This window comes from Paenibacillus konkukensis (genome assembly GCF_023523925.1).
Classification (GTDB): domain Bacteria; phylum Bacillota; class Bacilli; order Paenibacillales; family NBRC-103111; genus Paenibacillus_S; species Paenibacillus_S doosanensis.
Genome location: NZ_CP027059.1, coordinates 4,983,667 through 5,008,778, shown reverse-complemented (window position 1 = coordinate 5,008,778; position 25,112 = coordinate 4,983,667). Strand labels below are relative to the sequence as shown.

Here is a 25,112-nt window from a genome sequence, read left to right as displayed (position 1 = left end):
GATGCCCGCCCCGCTGCCGAAGGAGCAGCAAGGGGCGGGCTTTTTGGGGCGCCATAGCATTGGTGCATTTTCGGGGTTCCCCGCGAAGTAGCTTACACAGCTTCAAAGCCTAAGCCCCGCTTTCCGGGGCTATTTGGCTTAAGCTGCGTTCCCGAGGAGGCTCCGCTTCATCCGCAGCGGACCTGTTAAGCCGTTTTGAATTGGGACAGCAGCTGCTGCAGCTCGTCTGCCATTTCCGAGAGCGATTGCGCCGATGCTTGGACTTCTCCTGTCGTCTCCAGTTGGCCCTCAGCCGATGACGATACGTTCTGCGAGTAAGACGCGTTCTCTTTGGCAATATACGCCACCTGCTGCACAGCCGCCGTTATTTGCTCGGCTCCGGCAGAAATCTCCTCGGACGTTGCCGCCATCTCCTGGATCTGAGAAGCGATATGGGAAGTCGACTGCAGAATTTGACCGAAGTTCTGCTCCGTCTCCTTAACCAGTTCGATACCTGACTGCACTTCCTCCTTCACCTTGCCCATCGCTTCGCCCGATTCGCGAATGCCGGACTGAATTTCGCTCAGCAGCTTGCCGATCTCATCGGACGATTGGCCGGATTGCTCCGCCAGCTTGCGCACTTCCGCCGCAACGACGGCGAAGCCTCTGCCCTGCTCGCCGGCGCGCGCCGCTTCAATCGCGGCGTTCAGCGCCAGTAAGTTCGTCTGATGCGCCACTTCTTGAATCGCCTGCAAAATGCTGCCGATTTGATTCGATTTCGCCTCCAGAAGGCGAACCACCTGATCCGTCTGATGAACCGAATTATGAATCGAGCTCATCTGCTCGACCGTATTCTGTACGAAGGTTTCCCCGCTCTCCGCCTGCTGCTTCGTCCATTCCACGGACTCGGCGATCGACGAAGCGCTCTCCGCCATACGGCTGATGCCGTCTCCCACTTCCTCCATCGACCGGGACGTCTCTTCCATCGTGACCGTCTGCTGATCGGCGCCGTTAACGACATCCTTCACGGTCGTGGCGATCTGCGCTGAAGCTTGCTGCATCTCCTCGGAGCTAGTTTTCAGTTGTGCGGCGGATACGGTCACCAATTGGGAATGCTCGTTAATTTTAAGAATCATTTGTCTCATGTGGCCGGTCATCTGTTCGAAGGCTCTGCTCAATTCGCCAATCTCGTCCTGCCGGGACATCGACAAGTTCGTTACGGTCAGATCCCCGTCCGAAATCCGTTTGGCCGCTTCGCTCATCGATTTCAGCGGTTTAGACACATGCCTTGCGATGAGGAAGGACACCGCAAGTCCCAGCACGACGGCGATAATGCTGAGCGAGATTACCCACGTCATGCCGGACTGGTTCGCTTCTTCAAGCTCTGTCGCCCATTCGTCCGCATGATTCTGCAAATTATTGGTGAACACTTCGATGACCATGCTGCACGCCATCAGATGCTTGTCGGCTTCCTGGATCAGCGTCAAGCCTTCGGAACCGTGCTGCTGGGCCGCTCTCAAGATATCGGGGAACAGCTTGGCGTACTGATTCCAGTCGTTAAGAAACATTTTAGCCAGGTTGGCGTCCTTTTCGGTGACAGCCAGATCATCCACCTTTTTGGTCTGTTCATTGATTTGGTCGAAGAGCCCTTTGGCTTTATCCGGCTGCGACAGCACTTCATCCGTTATGCCCATGGAAGCCATATCGTTCGCGGCTTTATCCTGCATATTCAGCTGAATCCGCAGCATCAGGTCGTCAAGCTCCTTCAGGTCATGGTTCAAATTGCCCAATGCGATGACGCTCGGGAGCCCTTTTTCCGTCATTTGCTGCGATTTTTGTCCCATCGTCGTCATCTTCGTCATAGAAGTGCCTCCGATAGCGGATAACAGCAGCAAAATAACGATAAAGCTGGCGAACAGCTTCTTGTACAGCGTAAGCCGCACGTTCAGCCTCCAATTCAACTTCAAACTTTTCTTTACCCTGAATTTCGAAAGCGCATAAGAATGCGGTGGCGATCATCCAGGAGCGGATCAACAACTGTGAATAAGTGGGAGTGGGACCAGCGAAATTTTGAAACCAATATCCACATGGGGATAACTCCCCCCTCCCCAGAAAAGGGGCATTGTTGTTTTCCATGTGAAATGTTGGAAGCCGTCACTCCAATTGAACCACTTTGGCTTCGATTCGTTTCCATGCATGACGACCGTCGAAATCCTTGATCAGCTTGAGCACGACCGCGCGACTATGCCGAACAAGCGTCGCCGCGCAATGAAAGAACTCCAGTCGGAATCTTGCAATCGTATAACCCTGATGCATCGGTTCGCAACAATCGCGCTTAAAGCGTTCGAACAAATTGTAGGCCAGCAACTTGATCAGCAGATCGACTTCATTCGCTTCAAAATCACTGGTCGCGATCCGGTCCATGGAAAAACCGTCTTTCGCCTCTTTGATGTAATTTTCCATGCAGCAACGCTGGTTGTAAAAGCGCCATAGGTCAATTGGTTCCCACTCCAGGTTGGTTACAATCGCTTCATACTGCCAGTCCTCGTCGAATACGATGCGGCCTTGACCGTCTTCGCAGACTTGCGTCTTACGAATGACCGCTACGCGACGGGGCTTTTTCCAGGACGTAGCTTTGTAAATCAAAGTGATGCCCTCGATGATCCAGTCCTCGTCGACATAGCGCGTCCAGTAGCGACAAGCCGCCACGTCGCTTGCGAGGCGTTTGGTCCATTTCATTTTGCCGACGTAACCGATCTTGCGGCCTTCCCACAGTTGGTAGAAATCCTCGCCGCCAAAGCCTTTGTCGAACCGGGCGTACGCCACTTGGCGCTCGCCGAGCAGTGCGAAGGTTTGCTGCAAAAAGTCGATTGCGTCGGTTGAAGAATGCGTGTTGCCGGGGCGAAGCCTCGCATTCAGATTCAAGTGGGTTTGCCCTTCAAAAGCCAGCAACGGATGGTAGCTGTTTCGTCCGGGCTTATGCGGATTGGTGCCTTTGGCCGCGCCGGCCTGCTCCCCGTATACCGTCTCCACCGAGGAGTCCAGATCAAGGATTGGCTTGGACGGCAAGCAGAGATGAATGATTTCCATATTCAGCTTGCGCAGTTCCGTCGGGAGCTGCGGGCAGGATCTGCCCAGACGCGCGAGCTCCTTGTACAGCAAACTGTGATGCGGCAGACGGCCTCCCAGAAAACGACAAAGCAACACATCGTGCTGTAACTTGCGGAAATGAAAAATACGCCCGCAGCCCAGCATCCAGCCAACCATTAGATAGAGCAGGATGCGATGAACAGGAAAAATGGCGTTGTGCGCTTTGCCGCCGGAAAGGCGCTGCATGGCCTCGGCGAGCTTGATTTTTTCGAGATAGGCCAAAAAGATTTTGACGCCGCCGAAACTCGTGGCGTTCTGCAGCGAAAATTCGCTCTTGATTTTGCTGACCGGTGTGGTAGACTTCACCTAAAAGGTGCTCCTCTCTTTGGGTGATGTTGTCCTGGACAAACACCATTCTACCAAAGATTTGGAGCCCTTTTTATGTTTTTAATGCGCAGTACTTTCGAAATTCAGGTTTACATTCATTCTCCACAGCCTCCGATGTTCGCTAGTTTCTATTTTTATGAAAGCGCCATTTCCTTTCATTGGGTATTTTGGCCCTCTTACTATTTCGACAAATAGTTCGAAATACTTTAGACCTTTGTCGAATTTTTACAATTTTTTTCTGAAAATTGCTCCTGAAACGACCCTGAAACGTATCTTTGTTCCTTTTTTGTTTAAAAATCCCATTAGATGCAAACTATAAATCGACAAAGTCTATTTTCGCAAAATTAGGTGACGTACGATGAGCCCTTCCAATCAGGATCATGAACCGCTAAAGCTCGGCACGCTGCTTGAAGATAACGTACAATTCGTCTTGCAGGCGCTCGGCAACAGCTCCGATATTAAAATTCGCCATATCCGAATCGATCTGGGAGGCACTCCCCTTAACGGAGCTATTCTGCATGTAGACGGCTTATCCAACCTGCATCAAATGCTGCAGTCGCTGTTGACCGATAACACGGCGCCGGATAAGGCTATCCGTTCTTCCGAGCAATTGCTCGAATATTACAAAGTCAGCGTCATTTCCGAAGGCTCGGTAGCCGATGTTACGACGATGCAGGAGCTGCTGGACTCCCTGCTGTCCGGCAACAGCATTCTGCTTGTCGATCATTGCAGCTACGGACTTTCCGTCGGAACGAAGGATCTGAAGGCGCGTTCCGTCGAGGAGCCGAATGTGCAGTCCGTTGTCCGCGGTCCGCGGGAAGGCTTCACGGAGGTGCTGACCTGGAACACGGCCATGATCCGCCGCAAAATCGCGAGCCATCATCTGTGGATCGAGAGCATGAAGATCGGAGAGGTGACCAAAACGGAAACGGCGATCATCTACTTGGATCATCTGGTGAACGAAGATGTGCTCTCCGAAGTGCGCCGCCGGATGTCGGAGATCGATATCGACGGAATTCTGGAAAGCAATTACATCGAAGAATATATTCAGGATAAGCATTTCAGCCCTTTCCCGACCGTCTTCAACACGGAGAGGCCGGATGTCGTCGCTGCCGGGCTGATGGAGGGACGCGTCGCCATTCTGGTGGACGGCACGCCGTTCGCGCTGCTCGTTCCCGCCGTGTTCATCCAATTTTTCCAATCGAGCGAAGATTACTACCAGCGGTCCGACTTCGCCACTTTGATCCGGCTGCTCCGATTTGTGGCATTCGTGCTGGCGATGCTGAAGCCGTCCTTCTACATCGCCATATCGACATTTCATCAAGAAATGCTGCCCACCACTCTGCTGTATAATCTCGCCAGCCAGCGCGAAGGCGTGCCGTTTCCCGCTTTCGTCGAGGCGCTCCTCATGGAGCTTACGTTCGAAATATTGCGCGAAGCGAGCGTGCGAATGCCGCGTACCGTCGGGCAGTCCATCTCCATCGTCGGCACGCTGGTTATCGGCCAGGCTGCGGTCGAGGCCGGTCTGGTCAGCGCGGCGATGGTCATCGTCGTCTCGATCACCGCGATATCCAATTTCGTGCTTCCCGCCTTCAATCTGGGCATCGCCGCGAGAATCGTGCGATTCGCGCTGATGCTGCTGGCCGCATCCTTCGGATTGTTCGGCATTTTTGTAGGGCTCATTATGGTCGTGCTGCATCTGTGCAGCCTTTCGTCCTTCGGCATCTCCTATATGGGTCCGCTCGCTCCGTTTCGCCGGTCGGATCAGAAGGACTCCCTGATGCGAGTGACCTTTCCGCGAATGTTTACGCGTCCCAAAATTTTGCATCCGAGAAATTTGATCCGTCAAAAACGGCCGTAAAAGAGGGGATAAGCATGAAACGCTTCTTGTCCGTAGGCCTCATCCTGCTGCTGATGACGCTGCCGTTGTCCGGCTGCTGGAGCCGCAAGGAGCTGAACGAGCTGAGCATTATCGTCGGCCTTGGACTCGATAAAACGGATTCGGGGTATAAAGTGATCGCACAGATCGTCAATCCGGGGCAGGTCGTCGTTAAGAAAGGCAGCGGCATCAATTTCAGCCCGGTCATCACTTATGAAGAAGCGGGCAGCACGGTTCCCGAAGCGCTGGCCCGCATGACGGTCAAGGCCCCGCGGCGGCTGTACTTCGCTCACCTGCGGATGCTCGTCATCGGCGAGAAGCTGGCCCGAGCCGGAATCAGCAAGCCGCTCGATTTCATTTCGCGCAACCGGGATATGCGGACCGACTTTTATCTCGTTGTCGCCAAAAATACAAGCGCCTCCGAGCTGCTGCGGATGTACAGCTCCATGGACCCTATACCCGCCAACAATCTGTACACCAAGCTGGAAGCTTCGGACCGGGTATGGGCCGCCACCGGCAAAATTACGCTGGACCGGCTGATCAAGGATCTGTCCAAACAAGGCAAAGATCCGGCCATCACCGGCATCGAGCTTGTCGGCAATCTGAAGGAGGGGGATAAAATCGGCAGCGTCCAGCGAATCGATCCCCCCGTCATTATGCAGTACACCGGCATGGCCGCCTTCAAAGCCGACAAAATGGTCGGCTGGATGGACGAGGGCGATACGAAAGTATGGAACTATCTTCAAAATGCGACGAAACAAACGACCGCCTACACCGCTTGTCCCGGAGGAGACGGGAAGCTTACCATGCAGATCGTGAATTCGCATGCTTCGATTCACCCGAAGCTGCAAGGCGGCAATCCGAGCTTCGATGTGCATATCCGACTCGAATACGATATTTCCGATGTAGAGTGCAGAACGGATTTGCTGGCCCCGTCTTTTCTCGTAGAGGTGAAGAAGCTGCTCGACAAGAAAGTAAAGGACCTTCTGGAGCAATCGATTCGGAAGGCGCAGCGGCAATTCCGCGCCGATATTTACGGCTTTGGCGATAAATTTCACAGCGCTTATCCGAAAGAATGGCATCGGATCAAAAATTGGGACGACCGGTTCGCCGATGCCGAAATTCACGTGTACCCCGAAACTATCGTCAGGAGAATCGGCACCATTCTGCAATCGGTGCAGCATGAAACGGAGGATTGACCGCTTATGTGGCTGCTGGTCGGTATAGTCGGCACGTTGCTCTGGATGGGCTTCATCGAGCTGCCCCATTTGTGGAAAGACCGGAGACGGAAAGATATGTGGGTCACGCTCGTGCTGACGCTGCTTATCTGCGCGGTCGGCATGGCCAAAGCGCTCCATCTCCTCCTTCCGAATCCGCTGGACTGGATTGCCGCCGTCATCGGTCCGTTCGCCAAGGCGGTATATGCATGCTTTGAATGAAAGGTGGGAAGACAAGTGAGCCGATCGGGAGCTATCAGCATCCGCGCCTTCACCGTACTGGTTATTTTTTTCATGGTTGGAACCTCCATTCTTATCGCGCCGGCCGGGCTTGCCGCCGATGCCAAGCAGGACGCCTGGCTCGCCTGTATTGCGGGGGTACTGTTCAACGCTTTCGTCGTGCTGCTGTACGGATATCTCGGCCGAAAACTGGGGTCCCTGACCTTGGTGGAATATTGCCGTAAGACGCTGGGAACCTGGGCAGGAGGAGCGGTCGCCTTAGGATTCGTAGGTTTTTTTTACTTGCTGGCCGCCCTGATGGTCGGGGATATGGGCTATTTTCTGACGACGCAGACGATTCCGGAAACGCCGATCGAAATTGTCCAAATTTTATTCGCACTGGCCCTCATCGGTGCCGTTCGCGCCGGGCTCGGCGTATTCACGCGGGCAGCCGAAATTTTTTTCCCGTGGATGATCATTTTATTTCTGATTCTGATTATCCCGGTCATCCCGAAGTTCGAGCTGAGCGGCTTTACCCCGATGCTGGAGTACGGCGTCAAACCGGTAATGAAAGGCGCGTTCAAATTTTACGGACTACAGGAAATGGTCGTCCTGCTGATGATCTATCCTTATGTCGTTCATGAACGCGGGCGGGGAAGGGCGTTCTTCTTCGGGGTGCTTATCGGCGGCTGCTTTCTCATCGTCACGACCGTCGGGAGCATCGCCGTGCTCGGGCCTTCCTTGACGGCCAATCAGTTGTTTCCGGCGTACACGCTGGCCAAAAACATCAATATCGGGCAGTTTCTGCAGCGGGTGGAGGGGATGATGATTTTCATTTGGGTATTGTCGATTTTTCTGAAAATCTCAATCACTCTGCACGCCTCCGTCTTGGGCTTCGGCCAGCTTCTCGGGTTCAAAGATTATCGTCCGCTGACCGTCCCGCTGGCCTTCGGCCTGATCGTTCTGTCGCTCATGTGCTATCCGAATACGCTGTTCATCCAGGAATTTCTGGCCAAAAACTGGTCTCCCTTCAATCTCATCTTCACCTTGTTTCTTCCGCTTCTGCTGCTCGCGGTCTCTTGGTTGCGGCGCAAAAGCGCCGACCATCCTCTGTCCCAAAAATAAGGCGATACTTGCCTGAGCGCAGCATAAAGGTCTTAATATGACAACACAGCCCCCGCTGCGGTACGCAGTCGGCGGCTGTGTTTGTTGCGGCCTTTAAAAGGGTGGTGAAAAACACCGACTGCGTATGCGAAAGCATCTTCCGATCGCTGTTGTTCCCGAATTTCTTGAATGATCCGCCCTTGATTGGGTTGAAATTCAGGAACAAAGGCGAACGCTCCGCTTCTACAGATTGCTCTCGCTTACTCCGTCTGTTTTTTCAACGGACACTTTAAAGGCCCCGTTTATGAAAAGGCTCTCCCATATTGACATATTCGACATTGCGAACTTGAACGGACGAGCTGCCTATCGGCGTCGATACCGCACGGTTCTCGTCTCTGGCCGCAAGAAGCAGCTGGAACGCGTAAGGCGCCAGAAAAGAGATCTGGTTCCTGTCCGGATCGGCCTGATGCGGAAACACGATCGTAAACGACTCCTCGTCGGTATCCTCCAAGGTGGCAATACGACTGCCTATAAGTGCTACGGAATGCAAAGTTTCCTCTTCGAAATGAGCGATAATATGCTCAAGTGTCCGGGTATAGTCTTCGACAAACTGCTCGCCTCGCTTCTTCTCCTTCTCGTCGGCAAAATATTGATCGAGAAATTGAAACCGTTCTTCATCGAAGTATACGAGCTGGTTGATCAGCTGCGCCCGGGCCGATGACAACAGACTATGGTTCATAGTATGGATCACCTCCGCTGCGTATGACTTCGCCTTCCGTAAAATAACCGTTAAACGCTTTCATCCAGAATTCCTCCTTTAGCAAATAGGACCTCTCCGAAATGGCAGAAGTCCCTTTAACTATATTAACAGAATGATCCAATATTCCCAAGTCACCCGAATAAAGCGCGCCGAAAACGATGGATCGCAAGGCGGCTTCCCGCATCGCAGGAAAACGCAAGAGCCGTGTCGAAGTGAACTATGCAAAATAAAAAGGCTGAGGGGGAAAAGGCACCAATGATAAAATCCGTTACCGTGCAAGATTTGGTGAACCGCTTTTCGCTGGATGTGCTCGCCGGTGAGAAGGAGCTGCACCGCCAAATTACGAAATCGAAAACGCATCGGCCCGGACTTGAGTTTGTCGGTTACTTCGAATTTTTCTCGCAAGCGCGCGTACAGGTGCTCGGCAGCAAAGAAATCAATTACTTGCACACGCTCAGCGAAGAAGAGCGCAATTTGCGAATCGGCAATATCGTCAAATATCATCCGCCCTGCTTTGTCGTCACCCGCAATTTGGACGGCTTAAAATATTTAATGAAATACTGCGAGGAAGAGGGCATCCCGCTGCTTCGCACGCCGCATCCGACGAATAAATTTCTGGAGCTGATGGACATATTCCTTACCAAATCGCTCGCTCCGGAAATCGCGATTCACGGCGTCTGCGTCAACGTCTCCGGCATCGGCATTTTGCTGCGCGGCAAATCCGGCGTCGGCAAGAGCGAAACTGCGCATACGCTGATCCGCCGCGGGCATCGGCTCGTCGCCGACGATATCGTCGTGCTCAGGAAAACTAGCCCGGAGACGCTCATCGGCACCCATAACGGCAAGAGCAAGGAATTTCTCGCCCTCCGCAGCATCGGGCTGATCAACGTGTCCCGCCTGTACGGCCGCAAAGCGTTCCAGGAAGAAACGCGCATCGTGCTCGATATCGAATTGACGCAATGGGAAAACAATGCGCTCAATAACGAGCTGGAGCTGGAGCCGACATTCACCGATTACATGGATGTCCGCATTCCTCACCTCGAAATTCAGCTGCAGCCGGGACGGGACGTCGCCGGACTCGTCGAGGCGGCGGCGAACAACTGGTACTTGAAGCAGCAAGGCTACAGCGCCGTAGAGGACTTTATGAAGCGGCTTGAGAGCGATCATTGACGCGCTGCCGCGAGAGCAAGATGGCAAAAACTAAAGCCCCCGCCTATCGCATATTGGTAGACGGGGGCTTCCATGTGTTCCCGGAGCGGCGCGCGGCGCTGCGATCATGCCGAGGCGGCGTTCTGCACTCGCCTCGCGGACGGCACTATCGCAGAGGCGACGGCTAGCGAGCGTCCGGGAGCTCCCGCCCTTCCTCCGGCAGCCCCGGCATCATCACGTCGGGGACTTCGAGAGGGTTCTCGTCCCTCCCATCCCGCACCCGCTCCTCTTCAAGAGGCTGAAGCGCGGGCTCTGCAAGCCACAGCCGGATCAGCTCGTTCAGCTCCCGGGCATTCCTCGTCGGAATCTCGTGCTTTGCCCCCGCAATCAGGTGGAACGCGCAATCGGGCACTCTGGTCTGTATCATTCGGGCATAATGGTGAAAGCTGATATCTTTCTCTCCGTAGACGAGCAGAACCGGGACGCGGATGGAGGTCAGTCTGCCCGTAACGTTAGAGGCGTAGCTGCAATCAAAATATTGTCTCATGCTGCGTATATCGCCGCGCATCGCTCCCTCGTACAGACGGCGGAACGTGCTGCGGCAATCGGCGTTGCCCATGGCGATGGCCGCGGAGAGCAGACGCTTCGCCGACATCTTGCACATCTGGCAAGCCGTCCAAAGGCGGAACTTGTTATACCAGTCGTTGATCTCCGGCATCGCGCTGATCAGAATGGCTCCGGCGAACCGCTCCGGGTACGCGAGCATCGCTTCCAATGCGGCGGAGCCGCCGGTCGAGTAGCCGCATACGTAGGGCTTGCTGAACGGGTCGCAATTTACGGCATCACGGGTAAGCGGAATGAGAGGGTCGACCAGAGCCATTGCAAAAAAGGCAAAAAGAGAACCCGGAGTCTCTTTTCGAGGTTCATGACTAGCAGTTGCAGCCCGATCACGGTCTCGCTCGTCGTCTGAAGACGCGCTCGAATACGGCCAAGCCCGTAGCTACGCTTGCCTTCACCGAACTTGCCTTCCACCGCGTTGCGCGCGGCTGCATCCGCCTTGGCAAGTCTCTTCTGCTCCTGCTGATCGGCGGACGGACGCCCCAGTAGCGGGCCGCTCAGCCGGATTCCCTTCTCCTTGCAGAAGCGAAGGTTCTCGCGCGTGCGGTAAATCTGGTCGGCCAGCACCGCTTTCGGATAATAGCCGAACCTGGCGCGGTAGCGTTCCACTGCGGCCTGCAGCGTCTGGCCTTCGTTGTAGCTGTCCCAGGACAGATGCTCTCGGAATGCGTAGCCGTTCACCAAACTGATCGCCAGCTTCGCACCGAACTCGACGTTCGCGCGGGCTTTGCCGCGCACGATCGGCCTTACGTGCGGCTGCGCGATACTGACGATCCGATCGGGTACGCTATGCGTTCGCTTTTCGTACATCGCTTGTTGCTGGCGATAGAGCTCCTGAATGACCAGCAGTTCCTTGTACATGCGGCCAGGCAGCCGCGTCAGGTTGCTCGTCGTCTCAGCAAGTTCGGCGATGATACGCAGATCGCGGGAGACGAACCGCAACTGTTTGCCGATGGCCTTGCGCATGGTGCGCGGCTTCACGCGCCGCTGCTTGGCTACCGCCAGATAGGCTTTGCGGGCACGCTCCCGGTAGGTTCTTGGCTTGCGAGTCTTTCCGCGCTGCGGCTCATGCAGGACGTCGATGATCTTCTCCAGCTTTTCTCTGGCCTGATTCAGCAGCGACAGATCCGTCGGGTAGGCGATATCCGCCGGTGCGCAGGTGGCGTCCAGCAGCAGTTCGCCCTCGTTCGTCAGTTCCATCTGCCGAAGCTGGGGTTCTGTCGACTCGTCGGATACTGCGGCAGCTCCGCTGCCGGGTTCATCATCGTCGTGGTCCGAGGCGTCCAATTCGTTTGCCTTGCGTGCTTCTTCCAGCGCGATCCATTCATTCACTTCCTCCAGAATCTCGCCGCCCAGCCGCTTGCGAAAGTGGGTCATGAGCGAATGATGAAACGGACGGCGGTACTGGTATTCCGGCAAGCCGAGGAAGTACTGCAGATACGGGTTCTCCAGAATCTGCCGAAGCGTCTCGCGGTCGTCGGTGCCCAGCCGTTCCTGGATAATGAGAGCGCCAAGTGCGACGCGGATCGATACGGCCTTTTGACCCTTGAGGCTCTTCTTGAAGTTCTTGGCGTACTTCTCTTCGAGCTTCCACCACGGAATCATCTGGGCGAGTAGCACCCAACGGTTATCTTCGGCGAGTTTTCCGCCGAATGGCAGGAAGAAGTCGCCTGGCAGGATCATCTGGCTTTCGGTTCGCTGATACAATTCGGACGCCTCCAAGTGCAAGGTTTTTCACGGGTTAGCCTTCGTTTTCCTTGCACCTAAATTCGACAAAAGAGGCGCCAAACCCTTGTTACTGTTGAATTTTTGATTTGTTCAGCAAGCCCTACGTAAGCCTTGGGAATGTTCAGCGCATCCAATAGTCCGACCATATCCGCTGCGATCGCGGCATAGGTGATAGCTCCTTCCGGCTTGGTCAAGCCGTGCCCTCGTACATCGAATGTAATAATCCGAAACCGGTCCCGAAGCTCCCGCTGAAAAACGAATACTTCCCCTGTCAAAAGCGGCGGGTGAATAAAAACGATCGGAACCCCCGTCCCGACCGAATCATAATGCAGCACCGCACCGTTCACTGTTGCCATCGGCATCGTTATGCACCTCATGTTCAGGTTTCTTTATTAACGATAGCCTGCCCACTTTTGCTGCCAGCATACATAATTTGTAAAATTTGACCGGTATTGATTGGCCCGTCCCAGCAATCCAGCTTAAGTCGCCGCGGAAGCATTGTTGCGCTTCTGAATCGCATGAACTCCCATCACGACAAGAATCAGGCGTTTCGGTTGATGATTCTTCTAATTTCTTTTACGATAACGAAAAGAGATATGTTTCAGCGGCGGCGCACTTTCCGCTTCTCTCACGCCGCCCTAGGCTCGGGCAAGCGCCGCTGTCGCCAGTACAAAACAGAGCAATGATTCATTTTATCGCGAGGAGGAGGCCGATCATGTCTGACCGTCATACCGAGGCTTCTATCGAATCGCTTCTGGGCGCACAGTTCGTTCATTCCGCCAACGCAGGCAAAGCGCGCTGCGAGCCGGGCTGGCATTGGCAGCCCATGCGGCCTCTGCCGGATTACGACTTATGGTATGCGATGTCCGGCAAAGGGCAAATGACCGTGAACGGGACGAGCTATCCTATCGGGCAGGGCAGCTGTTTTCTGCTGAGGCCCGATGATCAGGTAGAAGCGACGCAGGACCCGGTCGATCGTCTTAACGTTATTTTTATTCATTTTTCGATTATCGACCCCTTCCGCCAACTGCCGTTCATCCCCGCTATGCTGCCGGAACGCCATACGGTTGTGGCCGATACGCTGCTGTTCGAGATGCTGCTGAACCGCCTGCTGCAATTGGTCCATTCGGACACTCCGTGGCGCGTCGCCGAGTACGACTTGATCATGAAGCAGCTTATGATGCAGCTCCTCCGCTTTCAGCAAACGGACAACGCCTCCATGACAGGCAAGCATCGGCAGCTCGTCGCGAGGGTGATCAGCTACATCCGCGAGGACCCGGGTCGGCGCGTAAGCCACAGGGAAATCGCCGGGCAGGTCGGGCTCTCCCCCGAATACCTGAGCGTCTTGTTCAAAAAATATACCGGAACCTCCATCAAGGAATACATTACGGACGCTCGTCTGGAGCGGTCAATGCATTTGCTGATGGAGACTCCGATGAATGTCTCGCAGGTGGCCGAAGCGCTCGGCTACTCCAACGTCTATTTATTCAGCAAGCAGTTCAAGGAGCATTACGGCTCACCGCCTTCGCAGTTCAAATGGAAGTCCGAGCCTTCCAAGGCGCATGCGCAGCAGGAAGACCAAAAATAGCCGATATCGGCTTAAGTATAAAAAATAGCGCATTCCCCCCATTTTGCATCCGCTCTTGCTAAGCTAATATAAAAGCAAGCAAACGAAGGGAGGAATGGAAGTGAGTTCCAAATCAACGCCGCGCACACTACACTCTTACGAAAACCAAGATGAAGAACAATTGGCGCGTCACATTGCCGATACGCTATACCGCTACGACTCCGTTGCGTCAGACCGTATTTCGACGCTCGATCAGTTGACCGAGCAGCATGTAAGGCAGTTCTGGGAACGCGGATATCTCGTCGTCGAGCAGGTGTTAAACAACCAGGAAATCGACTCTTCGCTGGAAGCGATCATGGATGTCCTGTTCGGAAGGTCGACAGGCACCAAAATTCAGTTCGTGAAACCCCGCTCCGAGCTGCATACGGAGGAGGAGATCGAGCTTGCCGCCCGCAAGCTGCACGATTACGTAGATCATGAGCCTCGGCTGAGAGCTGTGGCCCATCATCCCGATATTTTGGCGGCAATGGGGAAACTGTTCGGAGAAGCTCCGAAAGTGGCGCAGGATCAGGCGATATTGAAACCGCCTTCCGGCGGCGCCGAGAAGCCTTGGCATCAAGATATGGCTTACGGCAACCTGGCTTACGACAAATCGGTGATCGGCATCTGGATCGCGCTCGATCCCGCCGAGCTGGATAACGGCTGCATGCACGTCATACCTTACTCTCATCGCGACGGGGCCGTCCCGCATTACGCGGTCCGCGATTGGCAGCTGTGCGACGTGGCCGTCGAGGTCGAGCAGGATGTGGCGGTTCCTCTGAAGCCCGGAGGCGCGCTCATTTTCTCGGGATTGCTGCATCACGGAACGCCGCTGAACTTCTCGGCCAAGCGCCGCCGTTCGCTGCAAATCCATTATGCGCCCGAATCCGCCAAAAAGCTGACCCCGCAAGAATATAAGCGGATGTTTACGAACGAGATGACCGGGGCCGAGTGCTAACGAAGCCGCGCCGACTCGCCTCGCCGAAGTACGGCTTACAGTGAAAACGAACGCAAGCCGAAACCCCCGAAGCGGCCTCCCCTGCTTCGGGGGTTTCGTGACGAATGCGTGATGATAAGAACCGGACCCATCCGGACAACGGAAATCGCGCTGTTACCGAAGCTGTCCTTGAAGGCATGCGATCCGGATCAGCGGGCGTAAACCGAGCTCCAGTTTACAGCTCGACGATGACCCGTCCTCTCATCCGGCCCTTCAATATTTCCGCTGCGTATCCGGGCACCTCGTCCAGCCGGATGCGGCGGGCGATTCGCTCCAGATGGCCCGTCGGCTTCAGCGCCGCCGCGGTCCGCTCCCACAGCTCGTAGCGAAGCTCGGCCGGGTATTGGACCGAGTCGATGCCGAGCAGGCTGACGCCGCGCAGAATAAACGGATGCACCGCCGCCGGGATTTCCCCGCCGCCGGTCAGGCCGCTCACGGCCACAGCGCCTCCGTAACGGACGGAGGCGAGAATATAAGCGAGCGACCGTCCGCCGACCGGATCGACGGCCGCCGCCCATCGCTGCTTCTCGAGCGGCCGGATCGCCTCCGGGCTCAGCTCGCTGCGCCCGATTATCTCCTGCGCGCCGAGGCTGCGCAGGTAGTCATGCTCCGCGGCCTTGCCCGTGGCAGCCGCGACCCGGTAGCCCTTGGCGGCGAGCAGCGCCACGGCGAAGCTGCCTACACCGCCAGTTGCGCCGGTGACGAGCACAGGGCCATGCTCCGGCCGAAGGCCGTTCTTCTCCAGGCGGTCCACCGACATCGCCGCCGTCAGACCGGCCGTGCCGATCGTCATCGCCTCGTGGGGCTCGAGCCCCGCAGGCAGCGGCACGACCCACTCGGCCGGGACGCGGGCAAGCTCGCTGAGCCCGCCGAAATGCGCGACGCCGAGATCGAATCCGGTGACCAGCACAGCTTGTCCGGCTTGAAACCGTGCGTCGGCCGATTGAACCACGAAGCCGGCCAGATCGATGCCCGGCACATGCGGGTAGCTGCGAACGATCCCTCCGTTCGGAATACAGGCCAGCCCGTCCTTATAGTTGACCCCCGAGAAGGCTACGTGAATCAGCACGTCGCCCGCGGGCAGGTCCTCGATGCGCAGCGTCTTCACGCCGACCTCGAAGCGTTCTCCTTCTTTTTCCACGACCAAAGCTTGAAACGTATCGGATTCGGATTTCCACGACATGCGCTTCAGCCCCTTTCCTCGTCAGTAATCGGCCATAGAAACGCCCGGACGGCACTTTCAGCTTGCTCACCCGCGCCGAGCGGCCTTTATGGCCGTCCTGCGAATAACTTTATAAACCAAGCAAGCTCTTATGAACTTTTATGACGACCTTGCGGATTTTTTGATCCTGACCGACGCTGCAGCACGGACGATGAATGTCGCCGGGATAAAATACCGCAAACGATCCCGGCTTAAGCACAAGATCGCTCTCCGCCCCAACCTTGCTGTAAAAAGCGATATCCCTGGTATCAAACGATTCTTCGGAAATAACCGCTTCCTCCGATAAAGGAACGACGCGGATCAGTTCTTCCCCCGAAAGCAGAAGCTGAATATCCGTATAAGTGCGATGCGATTCCGGCCTCTGCCGCTCCCACCCTTGCGTGAACGGTTCCTGCAGCAAAGCGAACATCAGCTCGCCGTCGATTTCATGCTTGCCGAGCGGCATCTCACTGAAATCGGTGCTCCGTATATATTGAAGTCCTTTCGTAATGGCCTCCGGATAAACCGTCTGCTCGCGTTCCCACTGCTTCAAATCGCTAAAAATCATTTGCAGCTACCGCCTCTCCCTGGAATGATGTGGCATATGAACTTAACCTGTGAACAATCCTGATTCATTTCCAGTATACCGTTATCGCGGCAAAAGAAAAAGCGCCCCCGACGCCGTCATGACGCCCAGAAGCGCCATGATTTATGCATATCCTTTCGTTGCAAGCGGCCGACCAATTCAGGCAGCTACACGCTTGTTCCTACTTTTGTCAAATGTTTTCTGATTTTTCCGACAATATTCGAGCGAAAGTATGTTATAATGAAATCGTAAACAAAAACTAGCCGCCGCGTTCGGACGGCTTAACATCGACTCCTTCTGGTCGATGCTTGCAATGAAACCGTTCGCTTTGTGCCAACGGTGCAGACGAGAGAGAAACTATCGACCGGTCCATGTCCGGCTTTGCCGGTTTATCGTGACGGCGCGGCCAGTGCTAGGGTGCGGTCAGACCAATTCCTACGGAGGTGGCTGTCATGCTATTCTCTAAAATTCTCGTTCCCTTCGACGGCTCGAACTTATCTCGCAAAGCGCTCTCCAAAGCAGTGGACATCGTAAAAGAAACCGCTTCCCGCGAGTCGGGAAAGCCTGTCCTGGAAGTCCTTCATATCGTACAGGACGTATCTTACGCTATGGGTACGACCATTACCGTCGACCCCAAAATCAGCCAGGCCGTCATCGACGAAGCCAAACAAATGGTGCCGTCCGACGTGCAAGCCAGCTTCGCGATCGAATACGGACAGCCGGCGAACACGATTCTAAACTATGCGAATGATAACGGCTTTGATTTTATCATTATGGGCAGCCGCGGGCTTGGAACCATTCGCGAGTTTTTCCTTGGCAGCGTTAGCCATAATGTCGTGCAAAACTCCAAAGTGCCTGTCCTTATCGTAAAATAATTTTGAAACCGAACGCAGCGCGGCATCGTTTGCCGTGCTGCTGTTCTTTGGGAAAACGCCGCTTGAAAGCGGCTGTCGCCCGCAGGCTTCAAGCATTCGGCTGGAGAATAAACCGGCGGCGAGATGGGGACGTTAATCTAACAAAGATTTGAAACGGAAACAACATGTGAAGTTGCGGCACGATTTTTACATACTGAAGGCTTCAACGGCCGATGCGGCAACATATAATGACGAATAAGAGGTGCTTGCTATGTTCTCCAACATTCTTGTCGCTTACGATGGCTCCGACCTGTCCAGAAAAGCGCTGGATACCGCCAAAAGACTGGCCGCGGCCGCGGCGCGGATCGAAATACTCCATGTGTATCAAGTTCCGCTAATTATCGTAGGGGAGGCCGTAATAACGACCCCGGCCCTGCAGCAGCATTATTATGAGCACGAGCAAAAGATCGATAGTGAAATAAACAGGCTTATTTCGGATTTGCCGTCAGCCAAATCGATCATTAAACAAGGCCAGCCCGCCAAGACGATCTTGGAGCATGCCGCCGAGAACGGCAACGATCTGATCGTTATAGCCAGCCGCGGATTGACGGCCATCGATGAGCTGTTCCTCGGCAGCACAAGCCATAACGTCGTTCAACATGCCAAAACGCCGGTGCTGGTTGTAAAGTAATCTTTCACCAAAAATCGCATACAACAAATAGACCGTCCTTCTCAGGATACGGTCTATTTATGCTGCTCCGACGCCGCTCTATGTTCCTAAGACGTCAGCCGGCCGTCAATGAATAGTCTCTTGATCCAGCAGCAGCAGTTCTTCGGGCTATGCCCCCTGCTCCTCATCCGCCTGCTGCCGATCCCGCCATACTTGCTCCAAAATCACGGCTATCATCGTTCCCAAAATCAAACCGTTGCCAAGCACATAGCGAAATACCGAAGGCATCGTTTCGAACACCGAGGCCGGCAAAATCATCGCTCCGCTGCCAATCAAAAGCGTAATTCCGAGAATGGAGGTTCTTCGCTGATCGAGCGGATTCCTCGTAATGGATTGCAAGCCTACACCGACCAGATTGACGAAAGAAGCCATGACCGACGCATAAGCTACCGGACTGGGCAGCAGCGCCAACAACCGGATCAGCAGCGGCACGAAAGCGACTCCCGCAAGCAGGATGCAAGCGGACAAGTAAGGGCCCATTTTCTTTTGGCCGGTCATCCGGACGAAACCGACCGAGCTCGACAGCGGTACCGTGCCGACCGTAGAAAACGCGCCGGACAGCAGTTGAACGACCCCGCCGACGACTCCGCTCCTATCCGCTTCCCGCCGCTGGGCCGCTGCCTCTCCTCCATCCTTCCGCTCATTCAGCACTTGCTTCATAGCCGCGATGCTCGCAATCGTGTTCGACATTAGAATGAAAGCGATAATAACCGCGGAAATCGCCATACCGCCGTCCCACTTCGGCGCTCCCCAGGCGAACAGCGCCGGCAGTCCGACACCGGCGTCCGCGCTAAGCTCGGCGCTTTTGCCGAGCGCATAATATGCGCTGCAGCCGAGTACGATGCCTATGAATACGGCGTAATTTTTTAACCAGCCGGTGCCTTTGACGGATAAAACGAGAATAACTATAAACACGCCGAACGATACGATGGACGTCACGGCGTCCAAATGCGGCGCATCTCCGCTCAAACCGAGCATCCCTTGCAAAAAAACGCCGCCAAGCTGCAGCCCCAGCAGCAGCAAGTACACTCCCGTAACAAGCGGGGTGAACAGCTTGATCATCCATCCGGTAAGCCCCGTAACGACGAATAAAATCAATATGATTCCGGCTGCCAGCATCCCCGTCTCCAAAGTCTGAAGCGTGGAATAAGCCCCGCCGGCGCCCGCGCTCTGTTTGGCGATTTCCGCTCCGAGAATGGCGAACACGCCGAGCCATGTCCCCGCAGGCCCATCCGGAATCGGCAGCCGATGGCCGAATACTCCCTGAAGAAAGGACCCTGCTCCCGCAACGAGAAAAGTACGCTGCATCAGCCCGATGACTTCGTTGGCGGGCAAATGATAAATTTGTCCGATGACGATCGGAAGCGTGACCGAATTGGCCAGTAAAAATACGAGCCATTGCAGAGCTCCGACTCCGTCGTTCCAGATTTGACGCTTCTGTTCCAATCTTAACATCTCCATTTTTGCTGTAATCATAATTTATATTTCAGTCACATCTAGGCTTTCCTGCCCCGTCAGCATATTTATGAAAGCGAGCAGCGTCTGCGACATCCATTTCTTCGGATGCAAGAGCAGCCGCAGTTGGAAGCGGATTTCCGGATGCTCGAACGGGATCATCGCCAAGCTGCCCCGCCGCAGCTCTTCCTCTACCGCAATCTGCGGCAGGAGCGCTATGCCGAGGCCGTTCATGACGCAATGCTTGATCGCCTCCAAGCTTCCGAGCTCGAAGCCGATCCGGTACGCGATCCCGCTCTCCCTAAGCACTTTCTCGAAGGTGCTGCGATACAGGCAGCTGCCCTCCGAGACGATAAGCTCGCAGCCCTCCAGATCGCCGAGCGCCGCCGCCGTTATGCCCGTCAGCGGGTGGCCGGGCGGAGCGACCAGCACGAGCGGCTCCTCGCGCACCGTGATGCAGCGGAGCGCCGGATCGGCCTGACTGCGGGTGCGCTCAAGCAGCAGGGCGACGTCATACTCGCCCTCCTTGACTTTGGCGACCAGCGCCGCCTCGCTGTCCGGCAGCAGTTGAATGCCGAGGCCGGGATACCGCTGCCTCAACTGCTGCAAATACGGCGGCAAATAGTACGCCGCCAGCGAATCGATAGTGCCGATCGCAATGGCGCCGCTCACCTGGTTCGCAATCGCTTCCTTCGATTGGTCGTACAGCCCCAGCATCTGCACGGCCAGCTTGAGCAGCGCCTCGCCCGGGGGTGTCAAGCGAAGCTGCTTGCCGTAGCGCTCGAACAAAGGGACGCCGTATTCCCTCTCCAGCTTCTGGATCTGCATCGTAACGCTCGATTGAGCGTAGCCCAGCTCTTCTGCGGCGCGGGTGAAGCTTGCGCGCTTCGCCACCTCGCGGAACGTGCGAAAGTAGGTTAGATCCATACGGCAGCGCCTCCATTATCAAAATTTTCGATGATAACTATCACTTATTATAGCTAACACTGATAATGAAATCCATGCTACAGTGAAAATATCAAGTGAAACGGATCGTGACGGCAATGCGGAAAAGCTCGCCGAACCTGTTTCCAGGCTGATCAGACGAAAGGCGCTGCAGCCGCAACCATCGAAGGAGGGCGTCCTTATGTTAACCGAACAACAGCTCAAAGGCATTTATGTCCCTGTCATTACCCCGTTTCATCCTAATGGAGAAGTAGATCTGGAGTCATTCCGCAAGCTCGCGGATCGGCTTATCGCGGACGGAATTCACGGTCTTGTCGTCAACGGTACGACGGGCGAGTCCCCGACGATCACCGGGCCGGAGCTTGAAGCTTTAACTTCGGAAGCCAAGTCGGCGATTGGAGCGTCGCGCCTGCCGCTTGTGCTGGGCACGGGAACGAACGATACGGCCTCTACCGTCAAAAAGACGGAGCAAGCCGGTTTACTGGGAGCGGACGCCGCTCTGGTCGTAGTGCCTTACTATAACAAGCCTTCGCAGCAAGGGATTATTGAGCATTTTCGGCGGGTCGCCGAGACGGGAGTTCCCGTAATTCTATATGAAATTCCGGGAAGGACGGGCGTCGCCCTGGAGGTGGATACGGTTCGCGCCATTCTGGAGATGGACGGCGTCATCGGCTTGAAGGATAGCTCGGGCGGCATCCAACTCGTGTCGGAGCTGTCCCGCTGCGGATCGAAGCCGGTGCTGTGCGGCGAGGACGCTTACTTCTACGCGTCGCTCTGCTGCGGAGCCAAAGGCGGCATGCTCGCGTCCGCCCATATGGAAACCGCGCGGTTCGTGGATATCTACAACCGCTTCGTCGCCGGCCTCGCGGGCGAGGCCAAGATGGAATACGACGAACTGCTGCCGCTGATCCGGCTGCTGTTCGCCGAGCCGAACCCCGCTCCGCTCAAATGGCTTCTCGCGGAGCAGGGCGAAATCGCCAGCGGCACGCTTCGCTTGCCGCTGACGACGATCGGCGCGAAGCTGCAGCAGCAGCTTCAGCCTTACGCCGGAGCATGACGGGCGGGATCTTCCCGCCGCGGCTCCGGCCTCAAGGCGCCGGCTAGTCGCGGCGCCCGCCCTTCGGGAGGACCCAGAACCGGTCCTCCCGGCTTAACACCTCGACGGGCGATTCGAAGAAGCTCGACAAGTTCCGCTCGGTCAGCACCTCGCTGACCTGCCCGGAGGCGAATACCTCGCCCCGGCGCAGCAGCAGAGCATGGCGGAACATCGGCAAAATCTCCTCCGTATGATGCGTAACATAAAGCAATGTCGGCGCATCGGGCGATTGGGCCAGCTGGTCGATCGCTTCGAGCAGCGCTTCCCGCGAGAACAAATCGAGGCCGTTGCATGGCTCGTCCAGAATAAGCAGCTTCGGCGAGCTCATCAGCGCCCGTGCGATCAATATTTTTTGTTTCTCACCCTGGGAACAGGTCTGATACTGCCTTCCCCGCAAATGAATGCAGCGCATCTGCTCCATTAACCCGTAAGCGCGGTCCCAATCCTCTTCCCCGGGCTTTTCATACAACCCGATAGTCGCATATTTGCCGCTGACGACGATTTGCTCCACCTTGTCCGTTCCATACAATTTCTCCTGCAAAGACAAGCTCACCCAGCCGATGGACATGCGCAGCTCGCGCAAATCCACAGTGCCGAAGGGATGCCCCAGCACCGACACTTTACCGGTCGTCGGCCAAATATAACCGTTAACAATATTAAGCATCGTCGTCTTGCCCGAGCCGTTGAGCCCGAGTATCGCCCAGTGCTCTCTCGGACGAACCTGCCAGCTAATATCCCTTAACAGCTCGTTTTGTTCTCTCCGATACGTGATGTTTTGCAAATCGATTACATATTCCATGCGGCTTCCCTCTCCCTCTTGTTATCCGATCATCTGATGTTTTCTAGCATACCACAATGCATCTTTTACGGCTACCCCCAATCTTGTCATCTATCGCTTCCGGACCGTTCGAAAACTATGGATGACCTGCGTCTCCCGCTCGGCCGCAGCCAGATCTCTTCGAAGGTCGAACACAGACGCTTTAATCAGCTCAAAACAAAAGGCGTCCCTTCCTTCGGGTCGCCTTTTGTTCGCATCGGGATGTTCGGTTACAGCAGCGAGATAACAAGCAAATTGTAGAGCACTAACGGCAAAATAACGTCATTGTAAACAGGCGACGGGCCGCCCCATGGCCCCCATGGGCCGAAAAATCCGCGGGCGTTCGGATTCGGAACGCGCAAGTACAGATGGTCGTTGTCCATATGGGCGATGGTTCCTTCATGAACCTGACCGTCCACCGTTTGGACGCGAATAGGCCGGTTCGAGGATTTGCGGCCCGCGTCGTACAGTTGCTCCCGCGTGCGTTTCACCGATTGCACGAAAGCGGGATCGGCTTGGTACAGCGTTTGCTGCGGCTGAATGAATTGGCTGCTCATGTGACATCCCTCCGAATTCATTGTCTCGCAACATCCTATGCGCTTGCCCGCCATAGTATGCTCTTGACCATCGGCCTAGTTGCTTTTTTTAATCAAGTCCGGCTGTCCGCCGAAGCTCATATGAAGTGCGCGGTTGACGATATGCCGGGCAAAACGCCTGAGGCGCCTCCAGGCCGATTCCATAGAAAGTTAGTTACATGGAGCGATAATATTCGCCGAGCTGCCCCGTCAACTCAACCAGCTTGTCCTTAAGAAACGCGGGGGCGATAATCCGGATCGATCTCCCGTAGGAAAGCAGCAGATGGGGAATATAAGCTGCCGCCGCCCCCTCCTCCACCCGAAAATGCGCCTCGGTTGCCGACCTCTCCGCCAGCCCATGTCCCAAGTACCAATGCGCGCACAAGTCGTTAATCGCCTGCTCCAAGCCCGCAATGTGCAGCGGGATCAGCCGGTCCGGACGCTCCTTATCCGGCAAAAGCGCGCTTAGGAAAAAGTCTCTCGCCGAAAACGCGGGCGGGCGAATCTGGCGTCCGTGCGGGTCAAAGCGCGGATGCGGTCGACGCGGAAGCTGCGGACATCCCCGCGCAAATGGCAAAAGCCGACGATATACCATTTTCCTTTCCAATACACGAGACCGTAAGGATCGACTCGCCGCTGCTCGGCGGCAAGCATGCTCGTTTTCGCATACTGTATCTCCATCGTACAGCCTTCCGCCACGGAGCTCTCCAGCTCCTGAAGGCAGGGCTCCCGGGAGCGGTCCGCGGGAGGCTGAATGACATCGAAGCCGATCAAATGCTTGTTGATTTCCTGCAGCTGCTCTTCGCTCGTATACATTTTGAGCTTGCCGACCGCCTTCTGCAGCGCCTCGCCAAAAGGATACCCCGATTCCTGCGCGAAGACGGCCGCGTGAATGAGCGCTTTCTGTTCCGTCATGTCAAAAAACAACGGCGCCTCGTTGAACTGGCCCAGCAAGCTGTAACCCCCGTTATGCCCGGAATCCGCAATGATCGGGACGCCGCTGGCGCACAGCGCATCGATATATCGGTACACCGTTCGGATATGAATCTCCAGTTCCTCCGCCAGCTGCTTGGCCGTTACCCGTTTGCGATCCTTCAGCAGCCATAAAATCGCCAGCATATTATCCGCCTTGGACATCGTCTGTACCCTCCCCCTTCCCGGCAAGCTGCGAGCGCGCCGATTTCATTTTATTTCCATTTGTCCGCCGATTCAATCTCTTCCTGCTGCACCCGCGCAAAAAAGCTTTGCACGAACTCCCGGAAACTTCGCGCCGCCATCGAATGATAGCGGTCCTCCTTCCAGGCCAGACCGATCGGCCGACGGCAGACCGGCTCTGCGATTCGCAGCGGCATGACGGAAGTATGATCCCAGAAACGCAAATTCAGCATCGTGCTGAACGAGATGCCGAGCCCCGCCTTCACCAGGCTGCGCACGGAGGCCGGCTCGTCGATTTCGTAGGCGATGTCCGGCTGAATGCCCGCCCGTTCGAAATAGGCGTCGGTCCAATCGCGCAAGTTGTTGCCGCTCTTCAGGTTGATGAAGGTTTCGCCGGCGAGCTCGTCCAAGCGAACGGAAGACCGCCCGGCCAGCGGATGCTCGTAGGGAACGATAAGAATGATTTCATCGTACATGAGCGTCTGCCACCGGATGCCGGGATATTCGATAGGCATGGAGGCGATGCACAGGTCCAGCTCGCCGCTGTGAAGCCGCTCGACCATCGTCTGCAGCGAATGCTGATGGACGCGGAATTTGACCTGCGGGTGCTCGGCGCCGAACGCCTTGAGCAGGTCGCCCAATATTTGCGTAGCCATGACGCCCAAAGAGATATGCCCGCGCTCCATCCCCGCCAAGTCTTTGACCTCCCTCAGCCCGTCCTCGATGTCCGCCAAGGCGCGGTCGATATGCTTCAGAAACGCCCGGCCGAACGGGTTCAGCTTAATTTGGCGTCCTTGGCGGTCGAACAGCGGAACTCCCGCCTCGCTCTCCAAGCGGGCGATCGTCTGGCTCAATGCGGGCTGGGCAACGGCAAGCTCCTTGGCTGCCCGCGTCATATGCTCCTGCCTTGCTACTGCTTGGAAATATTTTAATTGCAGCAGTTCCATCGTTCATCGTCCTTCTTC

General features: G+C 55.7%; 24 protein-coding genes and 1 pseudogene. 11 read left to right on the top strand and 14 right to left on the bottom strand.

Annotated features, from left to right (window positions below; translation table 11 throughout):
• Positions 1–185 precede the first annotated feature (185 nt).
• Positions 186–1,946 carry a methyl-accepting chemotaxis protein gene (locus SK3146_RS21965; protein WP_249860779.1) on the bottom strand — a complete coding sequence of 587 codons (1,761 nt, stop codon included), beginning with the start codon at positions 1,944–1,946 and terminating at the stop codon, positions 186–188.
• Positions 1,947–2,133: 187 nt separating this feature from the next.
• Positions 2,134–3,435, bottom strand: coding sequence for an IS1380 family transposase (locus SK3146_RS21960; RefSeq protein ID WP_024982794.1), 1,302 nt, complete (start codon positions 3,433–3,435; stop codon positions 2,134–2,136).
• A gap of 379 nt (positions 3,436–3,814) precedes the next feature.
• Here SK3146_RS21960 and SK3146_RS21955 point away from each other — a divergent pair, with 379 nt between their 5' ends.
• From SK3146_RS21955 to SK3146_RS21940, 4 genes are read left to right on the top strand one after another with little or no spacing between them, the layout of a single operon-like run.
• On the top strand, positions 3,815–5,317 hold the full coding sequence (locus SK3146_RS21955; RefSeq protein ID WP_249860778.1) for a spore germination protein: 1,503 nt from the start codon (positions 3,815–3,817) through the stop codon (positions 5,315–5,317).
• A 14-nt stretch (positions 5,318–5,331) separates the two neighbouring features.
• Positions 5,332–6,534 carry a Ger(x)C family spore germination protein gene (locus SK3146_RS21950; RefSeq protein ID WP_249860777.1) on the top strand — a complete coding sequence of 401 codons (1,203 nt, stop codon included), beginning with the start codon at positions 5,332–5,334 and terminating at the stop codon, positions 6,532–6,534.
• A 6-nt stretch (positions 6,535–6,540) separates the two neighbouring features.
• Positions 6,541–6,774, top strand: a complete 234-nt coding sequence (locus tag SK3146_RS21945; RefSeq protein ID WP_249860776.1) for a hypothetical protein — start codon at positions 6,541–6,543, stop codon at positions 6,772–6,774.
• Positions 6,775–6,789: 15 nt separating this feature from the next.
• Entirely contained in the window at positions 6,790–7,896 is a 1,107-nt protein-coding gene (locus tag SK3146_RS21940) for a GerAB/ArcD/ProY family transporter (protein WP_249860775.1), read from the top strand.
• A 268-nt stretch (positions 7,897–8,164) separates the two neighbouring features.
• On the opposite strand, the gene SK3146_RS21935 is transcribed toward SK3146_RS21940, so the two are convergent.
• Entirely contained in the window at positions 8,165–8,614 is a 450-nt protein-coding gene (locus SK3146_RS21935) for a GreA/GreB family elongation factor (RefSeq protein ID WP_249860774.1), read from the bottom strand.
• Between the two features lie 279 nt (positions 8,615–8,893).
• On the opposite strand from SK3146_RS21935, the gene hprK reads away from it, so the two are divergent.
• Both hprK and SK3146_RS21925 read left to right on the top strand, forming a co-directional pair.
• Entirely contained in the window at positions 8,894–9,805 is a 912-nt protein-coding gene (gene hprK / locus SK3146_RS21930; protein WP_249866402.1) for an HPr(Ser) kinase/phosphatase, read from the top strand.
• Positions 9,806–9,825: 20 nt separating this feature from the next.
• Positions 9,826–9,972: a hypothetical protein gene (locus SK3146_RS21925; protein WP_249860773.1), complete on the top strand. Its 147-nt coding sequence runs from the start codon at positions 9,826–9,828 to the stop codon at positions 9,970–9,972.
• Here the strand turns inward: SK3146_RS21925 and SK3146_RS21920 are convergent.
• From SK3146_RS21920 to SK3146_RS21910, 3 genes are read right to left on the bottom strand one after another with little or no spacing between them, the layout of a single operon-like run.
• A complete protein-coding gene (locus tag SK3146_RS21920) occupies positions 9,969–10,664 on the bottom strand; it encodes an alpha/beta fold hydrolase (protein ID WP_249860772.1) in 696 nt (231 codons plus the stop codon). The two genes, SK3146_RS21925 and SK3146_RS21920, sit on opposite strands and share 4 nt — an antisense overlap.
• Positions 10,619–12,109, bottom strand: a complete 1,491-nt coding sequence (locus SK3146_RS21915) for an IS5 family transposase (RefSeq protein WP_122953404.1) — start codon at positions 12,107–12,109, stop codon at positions 10,619–10,621. Before SK3146_RS21915 ends, SK3146_RS21920 begins: the two co-directional genes overlap by 46 nt.
• A 56-nt stretch (positions 12,110–12,165) precedes the next feature.
• Positions 12,166–12,492: an alpha/beta fold hydrolase gene (locus SK3146_RS21910; RefSeq protein ID WP_249860771.1), complete on the bottom strand. Its 327-nt coding sequence runs from the start codon at positions 12,490–12,492 to the stop codon at positions 12,166–12,168.
• A 353-nt stretch (positions 12,493–12,845) separates the two neighbouring features.
• On the opposite strand from SK3146_RS21910, the gene SK3146_RS21905 reads away from it, so the two are divergent.
• Entirely contained in the window at positions 12,846–13,718 is an 873-nt protein-coding gene (locus SK3146_RS21905) for a helix-turn-helix domain-containing protein (RefSeq protein WP_249860770.1), read from the top strand.
• A gap of 100 nt (positions 13,719–13,818) precedes the next feature.
• On the top strand, positions 13,819–14,694 hold the full coding sequence (locus tag SK3146_RS21900; RefSeq protein ID WP_249860769.1) for a phytanoyl-CoA dioxygenase family protein: 876 nt from the start codon (positions 13,819–13,821) through the stop codon (positions 14,692–14,694).
• Positions 14,695–14,908: 214 nt separating this feature from the next.
• On the opposite strand, the gene SK3146_RS21895 is transcribed toward SK3146_RS21900, so the two are convergent.
• On the bottom strand, positions 14,909–15,916 hold the full coding sequence (locus SK3146_RS21895) for an acrylyl-CoA reductase family protein (protein WP_249860768.1): 1,008 nt from the start codon (positions 15,914–15,916) through the stop codon (positions 14,909–14,911).
• 109 nt (positions 15,917–16,025) lie between these two features.
• The gene (locus tag SK3146_RS21890; RefSeq protein WP_249860767.1) at positions 16,026–16,502 is read right to left on the bottom strand and encodes a NanQ anomerase/TabA/YiaL family protein; all 477 of its coding nucleotides are present in this window, start codon (positions 16,500–16,502) and stop codon (positions 16,026–16,028) included.
• Positions 16,503–16,972: 470 nt separating this feature from the next.
• On the opposite strand from SK3146_RS21890, the gene SK3146_RS21885 reads away from it, so the two are divergent.
• Complete coding sequence (locus tag SK3146_RS21885) at positions 16,973–17,395, top strand: universal stress protein (RefSeq protein ID WP_249860766.1); 423 nt, start codon at positions 16,973–16,975, stop codon at positions 17,393–17,395.
• Positions 17,396–17,645: 250 nt separating this feature from the next.
• A complete protein-coding gene (locus tag SK3146_RS21880) occupies positions 17,646–18,065 on the top strand; it encodes a universal stress protein (RefSeq protein WP_249860765.1) in 420 nt (139 codons plus the stop codon).
• 147 nt (positions 18,066–18,212) lie between these two features.
• Here SK3146_RS21880 and SK3146_RS21875 read toward each other — a convergent pair whose 3' ends face one another.
• Together SK3146_RS21875 and SK3146_RS21870 are read right to left on the bottom strand one after the other, a co-directional pair.
• The gene (locus SK3146_RS21875; protein ID WP_249860764.1) at positions 18,213–19,580 is read right to left on the bottom strand and encodes a purine/pyrimidine permease; all 1,368 of its coding nucleotides are present in this window, start codon (positions 19,578–19,580) and stop codon (positions 18,213–18,215) included.
• Positions 19,581–19,583: 3 nt separating this feature from the next.
• Positions 19,584–20,486, bottom strand: coding sequence for a LysR family transcriptional regulator (locus SK3146_RS21870; protein ID WP_249860763.1), 903 nt, complete (start codon positions 20,484–20,486; stop codon positions 19,584–19,586).
• Between the two features lie 199 nt (positions 20,487–20,685).
• Here SK3146_RS21870 and dapA point away from each other — a divergent pair, with 199 nt between their 5' ends.
• Complete coding sequence (dapA, locus tag SK3146_RS21865) at positions 20,686–21,561, top strand: 4-hydroxy-tetrahydrodipicolinate synthase (protein ID WP_249860762.1); 876 nt, start codon at positions 20,686–20,688, stop codon at positions 21,559–21,561.
• Between the two features lie 43 nt (positions 21,562–21,604).
• Here the strand turns inward: dapA and SK3146_RS21860 are convergent, their stop codons facing one another.
• The 4 genes and pseudogenes from SK3146_RS21860 to SK3146_RS21845 form a co-directional block, all read right to left on the bottom strand.
• On the bottom strand, positions 21,605–22,399 hold the full coding sequence (locus tag SK3146_RS21860) for an ABC transporter ATP-binding protein (protein WP_249860761.1): 795 nt from the start codon (positions 22,397–22,399) through the stop codon (positions 21,605–21,607).
• A 248-nt stretch (positions 22,400–22,647) separates the two neighbouring features.
• Positions 22,648–22,974 (bottom strand): hypothetical protein, encoded by a 327-nt coding sequence (locus SK3146_RS21855; RefSeq protein WP_249860760.1) that lies wholly within the window; start codon positions 22,972–22,974, stop codon positions 22,648–22,650.
• Positions 22,975–23,167: 193 nt separating this feature from the next.
• Positions 23,168–24,129 (bottom strand): annotated as a pseudogene (locus SK3146_RS21850) (helix-turn-helix transcriptional regulator).
• Positions 24,130–24,179: 50 nt separating this feature from the next.
• Positions 24,180–25,094: a LysR family transcriptional regulator gene (locus SK3146_RS21845; RefSeq protein WP_249860759.1), complete on the bottom strand. Its 915-nt coding sequence runs from the start codon at positions 25,092–25,094 to the stop codon at positions 24,180–24,182.
• Between the last annotated feature and the right edge of the window lie 18 nt (positions 25,095–25,112).